Source organism: Rahnella variigena, assembly GCF_003610915.1.
GTDB lineage: Bacteria > Pseudomonadota > Gammaproteobacteria > Enterobacterales > Enterobacteriaceae > Rahnella > Rahnella variigena.
Map to the genome: position 1 here is coordinate 81,404 of NZ_NSDJ01000002.1, position 11,678 is coordinate 93,081.

Annotated in this window: 8 protein-coding genes; 3 read left to right on the forward strand and 5 right to left on the reverse strand. The window is 51.7% G+C overall.

Features of this window, described 5'->3' with window-relative positions; genetic code table 11:
* Positions 1 to 5 precede the first annotated feature (5 nt).
* The gene (locus CKQ54_RS22340) at positions 6 to 1,586 is read right to left on the reverse strand and encodes a carbohydrate porin (RefSeq protein ID WP_120162944.1); all 1,581 of its coding nucleotides are present in this window, start codon (positions 1,584 to 1,586) and stop codon (positions 6 to 8) included.
* A gap of 251 nt (positions 1,587 to 1,837) precedes the next feature.
* Here CKQ54_RS22340 and CKQ54_RS22345 point away from each other — a divergent pair, with 251 nt between their 5' ends.
* Positions 1,838 to 2,776, forward strand: coding sequence for an aminoimidazole riboside kinase (locus tag CKQ54_RS22345; RefSeq protein WP_120162945.1), 939 nt, complete (start codon positions 1,838 to 1,840; stop codon positions 2,774 to 2,776).
* Positions 2,777 to 2,849: 73 nt separating this feature from the next.
* The gene (locus CKQ54_RS22350; protein WP_120162946.1) at positions 2,850 to 3,845 is read left to right on the forward strand and encodes a LacI family DNA-binding transcriptional regulator; all 996 of its coding nucleotides are present in this window, start codon (positions 2,850 to 2,852) and stop codon (positions 3,843 to 3,845) included.
* Positions 3,846 to 3,847: 2 nt separating this feature from the next.
* Here the strand turns inward: CKQ54_RS22350 and CKQ54_RS22355 are convergent, their stop codons facing one another.
* From CKQ54_RS22355 to CKQ54_RS22370, 4 genes are all read right to left on the reverse strand, one after another.
* Entirely contained in the window at positions 3,848 to 5,287 is a 1,440-nt protein-coding gene (locus CKQ54_RS22355; RefSeq protein WP_120162947.1) for a glycoside hydrolase family 32 protein, read from the reverse strand.
* Positions 5,284 to 6,549 (reverse strand): MFS transporter, encoded by a 1,266-nt coding sequence (locus CKQ54_RS22360; RefSeq protein WP_120162948.1) that lies wholly within the window; start codon positions 6,547 to 6,549, stop codon positions 5,284 to 5,286. Before CKQ54_RS22360 ends, CKQ54_RS22355 begins: the two co-directional genes overlap by 4 nt.
* Before the next feature lie 315 nt (positions 6,550 to 6,864).
* Entirely contained in the window at positions 6,865 to 7,887 is a 1,023-nt protein-coding gene (locus CKQ54_RS22365) for a hypothetical protein (protein WP_232829894.1), read from the reverse strand.
* A 293-nt stretch (positions 7,888 to 8,180) separates the two neighbouring features.
* Positions 8,181 to 9,068 carry a MurR/RpiR family transcriptional regulator gene (locus CKQ54_RS22370; protein ID WP_120162949.1) on the reverse strand — a complete coding sequence of 296 codons (888 nt, stop codon included), beginning with the start codon at positions 9,066 to 9,068 and terminating at the stop codon, positions 8,181 to 8,183.
* A 453-nt stretch (positions 9,069 to 9,521) separates the two neighbouring features.
* On the opposite strand from CKQ54_RS22370, the gene CKQ54_RS22375 reads away from it, so the two are divergent.
* A complete protein-coding gene (locus CKQ54_RS22375; RefSeq protein ID WP_120162950.1) occupies positions 9,522 to 11,651 on the forward strand; it encodes a TonB-dependent siderophore receptor in 2,130 nt (709 codons plus the stop codon).
* Positions 11,652 to 11,678: the final 27 nt, after the last annotated feature.

An 11,678-nucleotide genomic window follows, 5' to 3' on the forward strand; every position in this document is an offset into this window, starting at 1 on the left:
GCCGTTTAGAACCAGGTTTCCATCTGGATGCCAAAGTTCCACTGTCCGCCCGCCGTGAATCCGTCGGTACCAAATGAGTCCGCGGAGGAATAACTGTCGAGCTCTTTGCTCCAGTCCATATACGTGGCGAAGAAGCGGATTTCCGGACGACTCAGCATGTCGCTGATATCGCCTACCTTGAAGGTCGGAGCGAAGGTCAGTTTGTAGAAACCGCCTTTCACTTTGTTGTAATCGCTGTAACCCTGTGGATTGAGATCCATATACTGATAGCTGCCTTCATATGCCAGTTCGAAGTTCTCGGTAATTTGCTGGATCAGGCGCGTGTTAAAGGTCAGCCATTTGTAATCATCGCCAGAGACATAACGGTCTTTGCTCTGCTGCGCCAGAACCGCCGGGGCGATACTCCAGTTTTTGCTGAGCGGCGTGATGCCATATGTTGCCAGACGCAGCGTACTGGCATCGTCAGTCAGACGTCCGTCAGAGCCCAGCGCTTTCACTTCTGCGCCCAGTCCGTGCCCGTAAAGCAAGGCTGTTTTCGATGTCCCTTCGCGCAGGCCGTAGAAACTGTCACCGTGATACGCCAGCATCGTGTGGAAGCCGGTGTCCGCCGCGGTGCTGATCCCCCGGTTGCCGGTATTTTCACGATCCTGATTATTTTTGGCACGCAGGCCGCTCAGCATCCACTGGAATGGACCGGCATAGTTGTTGGCCGTGACAATGTAGTTTTCGATGCGGGTGTCGTCGTTATTGTCATCTTTCAGATCGTCAAAGTTTCTTCCGTAAAGCGAGAAGTTACTTTTCAGGTTATCGCCCCATTTGACGTCGTAGATCCCGCCGCCGGTACCCGCCAGGAAGATGATGTCGGAATCCAGCCAGTGAATGTCGAAATTATCCCTGTCAAAGCGTTTACCCGCCCAAAGCGTGGAATCTTTCCAGACCCCGGTGAATGTCGGCAGTGAACCCAGCTCGACAAACGCCTGACGGATATTTAAGTCGCTGGTCGCGCCGGTCCAGTCGTTGTAGCTGCGCTGACCATCAGCCAGCATGACTTTATAGCGGGAGGTCGCACCGCTGGCCATCGTCTGGTTGTGCTCCAGATTGAGTTCGACGTAGGTGTTATTTTCGTTACCCAGACGCCCGACTGCACCGCCTGTTTGTCCGGCTGGGGTGACGTACGGGCCACTTTCCGTTGAGGTGCCAGAATCGTTCATGATCACGCCGGAACGGGCATAACCACTGAATTTAAACCCGCTGTTATCACTGCTGTTGCTTTTGGCATTGCCGGCTAACGTTTCGGTGCGTTTAGCCACATCGGCAGTTTGCTGCTGGGTGATTTCAGCCGTCTTCGCCACCTGACGGGTTTGCTGTTCGTTGCTGGCGGTGCGTGTCTCGAGTTGTTTAACCTGCTGTTCTGCCTGCGTAGCACGGGCTTCGGCCTTAGCGGCTCGGCTTTCGGCGAGTTGTAGTCGTTTTTCCATCGCCGCAAAGCGGGCTTCAATAGCACTGGAAGAAAGATCGGCCCCCTGAGCCGCAGAAGAAAGAATAAGTCCAATAGCAACAGCAAGATAGCGAGGTTTCATCATCATTTTTATCCCTTCAGAGGAAGTTTAATTATTATGGGAAAACCATTTTGCTAAATTGATAAACTGGTTTTCCTGAGCACAATAAACACCCGCTATGTATTTACGCAACGAAGTTCGGCAGCCTTGTGCCGGATTTGTGATCTTGCTGGCAATTCCCAATGTCGTCCTGAAAATTCATTTGCTCTTGATTAGCTAAACCGGTTCTTCTATTTTATCGACAGACGATTTATCAGGATTATGAAAAGGGAATGAAGATGAATAACCGGGTTTGGGTACTTGGCGATGCCGTGGTGGATTTGATCCCTGAGCAGGATGGCCGCTTATTAAAATGTCCGGGCGGAGCACCGGCAAACGTTGCCGTCGGCATCTGTCGTCTCGGCGGCGACAGCGCTTTTATCGGACGCGTGGGTGATGACCCGTTCGGGACGTTTCTGATGAAGACCCTGGATGATGAGGGCGTCAATACAGAGTGCATGACGCCTGATCCGCATCACCGCACTTCCACGGTGGTGGTGGAAAACGACGCTGACGGCGAGCGTTCCTTCACGTTTATGGTGCGTCCGGGCGCGGATTTATTCCTCCAGGCCACCGACATTCCGGCGTTTAGCGCAGGACAGTTTTTACACTTGTGTTCGATTGCCTTATCCGCAGAACCTTCCCGGGCTTCAGCTTTTCTGGCAATGGCGCAGATGAAAGCGGCGGGCGGATATGTCTGTTTTGATCCCAATATCCGGCATGACTTGTGGCCTGATGATGAACAGCTGCGTGACAATCTTGACCGCGCCTTGTCGCTGGCGGATGTGATTAAAATATCGGAGGACGAGCTGGAATTTCTGACCGGAGAAGCGTTGTTGTCCGAGGGAATGCTGCGCCTGTGTGATCGTTATAACCCCGAAATGTTGCTGGTCACGCAGGGGAAACAAGGTGTGTCGGTCTACCGGAAGAAAAATGCCAGCCTGAAGCATTACCCGGCACCCGAAGTGCGGGCGGTGGATACTACCGGTGCAGGAGATGCCTTTGTCGCCGGGCTGCTGGCCGGACTGGCGCAACACTGGCCACTGACCTCGGACAGCGCATGGCAGCAAACCATTCATCAGGCGCTGGCGTGCGGGGCGCTTGCCACCACCGCGAGAGGCGCAATGACCGCTTTGCCCGACAGCGCGACCTTAAAGGCGTTTTCCTCTCAGATCTGATCTGAATAGATTTACTCCCAGACCCTTTTTTTGTGTAGGATCAGGGGAGTCAATTTTGCCGGACCGGAGAGTTATGGCTTCGCTGAAAGAAGTAGCACAACTGGCCGCGGTGTCGCTGATGACAGTGTCCCGCGCCATTAACGAACCGCAACGGCTAAAGCCCGAGACACTGGCGCGTGTTCAGACGGCGATCAGCGCCCTGAATTATGTGCCTGATTTTTCCGCACGCAAAATGCGTGGCCGCAGTACCAAAGTCTCGACTCTGGGTGTGCTGGCGCTTGATACCGCCACCACGCCATTTTCCGTTGAACTCCTTCTCTCGATTGAACTGACGGCGCGTGAATTTGGCTGGAGCAGTTTTCTGGTCAATATCACGTCGCAGGAAGACAGTAAGCGGGCGGTAAGTCAGCTGCTTTCTCAGCGCCCGGACGGCATTATCTTTACGACCATGGGGCTGCGTGAAGTAGAAATCCCGGAACGTCTGCTGGATAAAAACCTGGTGCTGGCAAACTGCCTGAGCCGCGAACACGCGCTGCCGGGTTACATTCCTGATGACTTTGAAGGGCAGTATCAGGCGATGAAAGCCCTGATCAAGAAAGGTTACCAGCGTCCGCTATGCTTTTATTTACCCGATTCCATACCTGCCGGAATTTGCAGAAGGGCGGGCGCGGAAGCGGCATGGCAGGAAGCCGGATTGCCTGCACAACAACTGCGCCAGTTCCATATGGCGTCAGGTGATGAGCATTATCGCGATGTGGTGGCTTTACTTAATGAGTTTACCCCGCACGATAAGCCGGATTTTGACGTGCTGGTGTGCGGCAACGATCGTATTGCGTTTCTGGCCTATCAGGTATTGCTGGCGAAAGGCATCGCCATCCCGCAGCAGGTGGCGGTTCTGGGTTATGACAACATGGTCGGTATCGGTGACCTGTTCCAGCCGCCGCTGACCACGGTGCAGTTGCCGCACCGCGAGATAGGCCGTGAAGCGGTATTGCATCTGATCGAACAGCGGCCGAACAGCGGAGTGATACAGATTTCCTCCCCGCTGCTTGAACGTGCTTCTTTGTGACGTTATTCGGTGCTCAGTGTCCAGCTATCTCCCTGACTTAACATGGCCTGTCCTTTTTCTGCAAAGAGAGAAAGGGCGCGCTTGTCCGGCTGCGGATAAATTCTGCTGCTGAGCGTTTTCTCCCCCTGATTAACAAAAACTTCCACCGATGAGCGGTCGATAAAGACACGCAACTCCAGAAGATTGCCTTCCGGCAGCGCGACATTGCGGCTGTCCTGAATTCCGTATGCGGAATAATCCCGGTTCAGAAAGAGTCTTTGTGTCTGTTTGTCCACGAACAGGCAAAGACCGTCGCCGAGCGTGATGCCAAAGCGTTCCGCGTCCGAATGACTGAGATCCCATTGCAAGATAATTTCAGTTGCCTGAGCATTTTCAGAAAGTTGCTGCACGCTGCTTTTCAGCACGCAGGGCGTCAGCGGGCGATGTTCCCGGCGAAGTGTGCAGACTTCCTCTGCCGGCATCATGCGGACTTTTCCGTCACGTAACGTCAGCCCGCGGGGCAGGGTAAGGCAGCCCGCCCAGCCTTCTTCTTTGGACGGCATCACCGATTCCCACATATCCATCCAGGCGATAATGATCCGGCGTCCGTCAGCCGCAGTGAATGACTGCGGCGCATAGAAGTCGTGCCCGTGGTCGAGTTCCATAAAGCCTTGCGTAATCTCAAAGTTTTGACCCGGCTGCCAGTGCCCGCGCAGATAACCGCTCTGGAATAAGTTCTGATAATCATGGCCCTGCGTGCGGATCCCTTGCGGCGAGCACATCAGAATATGTTCATCGCCCAGCGGGAAGAAATCCGGGCATTCCCACATGTAACCGTCACCGGCGTCGGCTTTGGCGAGAACGCGATCAAACGTCCAGTCGCGCAAGCTGGTGCCTTTATAAAGCAGCACCTGTCCACAATCGCTGGCGTCACGGGCACCGACGACCATCCACCAGTGACCGTCTTCCTGCCACACTTTCGGATCGCGAAAGTGCATGATATTTTCCGGCGGCGTCAGCACCACACCCTGTTTGGTAAAATGAATACCGTCCTGACTGGTTGCCAGACATTGTACTTCGCGGATGGCGCTGTCATTGCCTTCACCATTGAGCCAGACGTGGCCGGTGTATATCAGGCTCAGCGTGCCATTGTCATCGACGGCACTGCCGGAGAAGCAACCGTCGCGGTCGAATTCTTCTCCCGGCGCCAGTGCCACCGGCTGATGCTGCCATCTCACCATATCCTTGCTGGTGGCGTGCCCCCAGTGCATTGGCCCCCAGTTTTCACTGAACGGGTGGTGCTGATAAAACGCGTGATATACCCCCTGATGATAAATCAGGCCATTCGGATCATTCATCCAGCCCGCCGGAGGGGCGAGGTGAAAGTTGGGATAAAAGGCGTTACCGCGCTGGTTTGTTGCCTGATTAAGCGCCAGTTGCGCGCGTTCAAGTTTTGTATTCATATCATCTCACTTTTATTCAGAAGCATGTTTTTGGATGCCGGGGAAGGTGGAGCCTGGCTTTTTTCGCCGGTCAGCAGGAAAACTGAAACGAGAGTGAGCACCAGAACCAGCGTCCCCATGATCATGTAAGTGTCAGCAAAGCCCAGCAGGTCGTAGCCGTGACCGGCCAGTGGCGACAACACACTGGCGCAGACTTGCGTAATGAACTGGAATCCAACCAGATATAGCGTTGCGGAAAGGCGCGGGTCAAAGCGGGTGGTAATGTATTTAAACATCGCAATCAGCAGGATGGGCAGCTCAACAGCGTGCAGCAATTTCATGCAGGAAATGGTGACCGCATCCGCTGCCAGGCCTGATCCAAACACGCGCAGTGCCATGATCGTCCCGCTGAGTAACAGTCCGTTTTTCGCCCCGATTTTGTTGACAACAAAAGGTGCCAGGAACATGCCGCCCGCTTCCAGAAACACCTGGAAAGAGTTAAGGAAACCGTACATCTCGTTGCCGTGGCGGACATCAGAAAACAGTGACGCGAAATACACCGGGAATTGCTGGTCGTAGACGTTGTAGACGCTGACGCCGGTAACAAAAACAATCAGCGCCCAAAACCGCGGGAGGCGGAACAGGGTCATCGCATCGCTGAGCGTCAGGGTGCTGGATTTGCCGTATTCGAGCTGGCTCAGGGCATCCGTTTTCACTTCCCGAAGTTGCCATAGCAGCAGCAGAAAAATGGCAGCCGAACAGGAAGCCATCCAGAAGTTGAGGTTGGGATTGATATTAAACAGCATCCCGGCAAAGAAGGTTGCGACGGCCCAGCCCAGTGAACCCCACATTCTGGCTTTACCGAACTCAAATCCAAGAATACGACTGACGCGCTCGGTGTAAGACTCCAGCGCACCGATCCCGGCAAAAAAAGTCGCACCGACATACAAACCGCCCGCCACAGCGCCTGACAAAATACTGATCTTCAGCAGCGGCGCAAAAACGAAAATAAAGAAAGGCCCGCTGATGAGTAACAGAAAACCCAGAAACCAGAGCAGGTTTTTACGCAACCCCAGTTTGTCCTGAATGAAACCGTACAGAGGCTGTGCACAAAGCGCGGTCAACGCGACGGCGGAAAAAAACAAGCCTGTTTCAGTGCCTTTCAGCCCGACCTTTTGGCTCAGCCACAGTGAGATAAGCGAAAAGGCGGAAGACCAGGTGTAGAAAAAGGAAAAAAGTAAACCACTCAGCAATGCGTAATGACTTCGTTGACTGTTTTTCATGGCATGTCCGGGTTTGAATCGTCACAAGGAGTCATATTGTTAACGTTAACATATGAGTTTTCAAAGATTCATAAAGCGCAAATTATGATGTTAATCACGAATGTTAACGTTAACATTTATGGAGTGTGATCAAAGTATCATTTTTCGGGAAGGGCATCTCTTTGTTGAGTGAAGCGAGCGGGTCAGCGAAAACAAAACGAGAAGGAGCATGGTAGGAAAAAGGGCGGGTTAAGCAGCTTCCGGGACTGAATAAAAAAGGAGGAGATATCGCTATCTCCTCCCGTGTTTTACATCAGGACATTTATGAGGCTGTCATTACAACGGGCGCTGATGGGTATAAACAGCACGGGGTTGAGTACGGCGTCCCAGCATGCCCATAAAGCCCGCCAGAATGGCTTCAATCACCAACATCACAAAGGTAAACCAGCTGGCTTTCGCCGTTGCAGCAGCTGCTTTTTCAGCGGCTTCGCGGGCTTTCTGCTCTGCCTGCTGTTTCAGTTCTTCATATTTAGCACGGGCCTGCTGATAGGTTTTTTCAGCCTGGCTGACAATCTGATCGACTTCCTGATCGCTTTTTCCGGTACGGGCTTTAATGATATTTTTCAACGCGTCACGGTCAGCTGCCTGGAATGTATCTGCATTACGACTAATTAAACCTTTAATAAAATTAGTGAGATCCGTATCGGCGGTTTGCGGATGATTACTGGTGTCAGCCGCCTGATTTTGGGCATTGTTTACTTCACCCTCGGCTTTATTTTGCAGGTTCTCTGGTTGCAACTCCGGTTTCCCGGTCTGGCGCAGAGTGGTTTCAAGTTCATTCTGCAGACTGTCGAGATTAATATTATTTTCTCCCAGCTTGTCTTTTACCATTTGACCTACCGGTGGCGCAGCGGCAGATATTCCACTGCCTAACGTTTGTAACCCGGATCCCACAACACTGGCTGCACCGCTGACCGCATTATTGACGACCACAATCAGGAACCAGGTGCAGATTAAGGTGTTTACCCCAAACATCAATACGCCATGCAAAGCTCCCTCACGCTGAGCCAGTCGTCCGCTGGCATATGCCCCGGCCGCAATCGAAATCAACATGCTGATGCCTGTCCAGATGGCCGCTCCTTTCCCTAATCCATCGAGCGGGTTTTGCTCTTTCAGGGGATCAATGGTACTGGCTCCGATGGCTGTCCCTAATATTGCCAGTAACAAATAAACCACCATTGAAATAATGACGCCGGCAAAAATAGCACTCCACGAAATACGTTTAAGCGGCACTCCGTTCGCAGGCTCAATCAACGTTTCGTTATAAACTTCAGTGGCAGGCCTTTGATGATCAGTCATTTGGACATCTCCATATATCGCCATATTTTTGATAGTAAGAAGGGAGCTTACCCCCTCATAATCACTGCTTATCCTGGCTAATGTCAGTGAATAATCACACGATTACATTAGCTGCCTTAATGTTAGTAAGAGAATGACGATTACACCAAAAAATAATTATTTCGCTAAATAATCAGGACGTTATTTACGACATGTCGCGCGCGTAAGTAATATCCCTGAGCATTGAGGGGAGAGGATCTCAGGAATAAAAAATTTAACCCGCTGTGTAATTACGCAGATCCGTTACATGATCTTCATTTAGAACGGGGAGCATTTAAGGCTTTGTTCAGATCCTGGATCCGCTTCATCGTTTTCATGGTTCGCGATGCAGATGCGGAAGCGACGGATAAAATCAGCATCTCAAGACACACCAGGACAGTGCCATGAAGTGGCATTCTGCCATTCTCACCACCCCGCGGCACATTGATAACGACGGTGGCTTCCCTGGTGAAAAAGGATTCCGCGGCATTTGTCAGTAATATTATCGGAATACCCAGACGTTTTGCTTCATGTACCGTCGTTTTCCCCTCACGGTGCGCGCTCTTCTGCGCCATCATGATCAGCACATCTCCACGCTGCAGGCCGATCAGTTGTTCTGCCAGCGCAATTCCCGAACGGTTAAGGCAGATAGCCGGGATCCCAATGCGTGTGAACAGTCTCGCACTGTACTCGGCCAGAATGCCGGACGCATTGATACCAAACAGCGCCACCTGACGGGCACCGGCCAGTAAGGCAATGGCTTCAGAAATAGCCTGTCGGTTTGCGGGCTCTGCCAGGGCATCACAAGCGCGCTTATGGCCGTCGAGAACAAAGTCCATTCCTGACGTCATATCACACGAGAGTTCGCTGACTGTGGTGATCATCTTTTCTTCAGAATTGACCGATGTCCCAAACCACGCCTCCAGCGTTTTTTTCATATCCCGCAACCCGGCAAAACCTAATGCCTGGACAGCACGTATTACAGTCGCATCGGAAACTTCTGTGGCGGCAGCAATCTCCATGGCCGTTGCGTCCAGCGCTGCTTCACGATTGTTCTGGATATAAGACGCAACGGTTTGCAACCCTGGCGGGAGCGTATGAGCCCGTGCGCGATATCGTTCTCCGAAAACATCGATCCTTTTTTTAATTCGCACATCAGCCATGGAGTTTTACTTATCCTCTTAATTTTTAATCACTTAAAAATGACATCGGGTTAACGGGCACTTTTACCATCTTAGCAATGTAGTGTTTTTAGGGGGAAGAATATTTTTAATCCGGAGCAGTAAAGTCTTGGAATTTTCATTCTGGGGAAGGGGTTTTGTTATAATATTGAATTAAATCAATATCTTAATGTTGTCCCTGCTTTGCCGGTAAAGGCACGGCCTGACGCATCTTCATGTAGCAGAAAAATGAAAAAGACAATTTACTACTACATCAGTGCGTGGTTGAATGATAATCAATTGCATTGACGGGGCTATTTGTTGCCCTATCAAAATAAAAATAAAAGACAGTGAACAGCCAGAAGATATAACCCATTTCTTTATGTGGATGTTGTTTTAACGCTATCTGGCAATTTTTTACGGAAAAGGCGTCATTTTCATACCAGGTCGAATTAAATGAATAATAAAGCGTTATTTAATTTTAAAAGAAAACACCATCCTGCATTAATTGCCGCTCTTTATGGCGTCGCGATGATAACCCCAAATACCGGTTATTCAGCAGACGATGGCGATACCCTGACGATTAGCGGTCAGGAGCAAAATAATCAGGGGTACAGCGCAGGCTCAAGTTCTGTTGCCAGCAAAACGCCGACACCTCGTCTTGACGAAGCGCAGTCGGTCAGCGTGGTGAGCCGGCAACAGCTGGATGACTATCAGGCTGAGAGCCTTTCTGACGCGATGCGTTTTGTTGCGGGTGTGAGCGAGGGCAATACGCTGGCGGGCACGGAGGATGGCTTTGTCCGCCGTGGCTTCGGTTCCAACTCTGATGGTTCTGTTTATCGTGACGGGGTACGCAGCAGCCAGGGCCTCAATTTTGATGCTACCACGGAGCGAGTTGAAGTGCTGAAAGGCTCTGCTTCTTTACTGTATGGGATCCAAAACCCGGGTGGCGTGATTAATCTTGTGAGCAAAAAGCCACAATATGACTGGCATACGAAAGTCAGCGGGCGTTATGCCAGTGAGGGCGGCGGCGCAGGGACAGTGGATGTTACCGGCCCGCTGGGTAACGGGTTTGCATTTCGCATGATCGCTGAAAAACAAGATCAGGATTACTGGCGTAATTTTGGCAGTGACAAGCACACGTTACTCTCTCCCTCTCTGCAATGGTATGGCGAAAAGGCCAGTTTCCTGATCAGCTATTCCGATTATCGCTACGACATTCCTTACGATCGCGGTACCGCTTTTATTAACGGTAAACCGATCGATATCGGCTACAAAGACCGGCTGGACGACAAGTCAAACCGGGCCTGGGGACATAATAAAACCCTGAACGCCCATTATGACTGGCAGTTCAGCGACGACTGGAGTACCCGTCTCACGCTTGGCTGGAACCAGCGCCGCTACGACAATGACGAAGTCAGGGTAACCGCAGTGAACACAACAACCGGTGCGGTGACGCGCAGGGCGGATGCTAACCGCGGCTTTAATCACAAGACCAAATATGTTTCCTGGGATTTGCTGGGCTCTCAGGACATTCTGGGCATGAATCACAATATCGTGCTGGGCACGGATTATGAGATGAACCAGACCTATCGTGCGCATCAATATCAGGGCAAGGCGAACAGCAGTTTTAACTATAATGATCCGCAATACGACATCCTCTCACCGGTCGTCGACAGCACAACAGAGAATACCGCGAACGGAAATAACCTGAACCGTATCCACAGCCGTTCAGTGTATGCAAAAGACAGTATTTCGCTGACTCCTAATTGGATTGCCGTCGTCGGCGGCCGTTATCAGCATTATGAACAGCGTGCTTCAAAGGGATTTGATCCGGTTGTTCAGACCCTGGATTCCGAAGGCAATAAATTCCTGCCACAGGCAGGGCTGATTTATAAAGTCACGCCTGATGTGTCCCTGTACAGCAGCGTCAGCAAGTCCTTTACCCCGTCCACGGATGTTGATGATGACGGCAACGTCGGCAAGCCGGAGCAGGGCACGACCTGGGAAGTGGGCAGCAAATGGCAGATGACTCCGCGCCTGTTTGCCAGTGTGGCGCTGTATCGTATTGATGAGCGGGATATGTCGCTCAGCATCAACGGAAACACCCGCGCCATTGATAAAGCACGCTCACGCGGTGCTGAATTTGAGCTCAACGGTGAAATTCTGCCTGACTGGGATGTCAGCGCGAATTACAGCTATGACAAAGCGGAAATTGTCGATGATGGCGTGAATTCCGCCAATAATGGCAACCGCCTGCAAAACGCGCCACGCCATTCAGGGGCACTGTATCTGAGTCATAACCTGACCATTAACGGCCTGCCGGGGGATTTCCGCATCGGCGGGGGAGCACGTTATGTCGGCACGCGGGCGGGGGATCCGGAAAACAGTTTCACTCTGCCTGATTATGTCGTCGCTGACAGTTTCGTGGCCTGGAATAACCGGCTGTTCGGTGAGAAAACCCAGCTGAAACTGAACCTGAATAATCTGTTTAATAAACATTATTACACTTCCAGTGGCGGTAATCTTCGCGTGCGTGAAGGTGAAACCCGTAATTTAATGGTGCAGGCAAGTGTTGAATTCTAATCTGAATATTGCTTTTGTTCCCGGCCA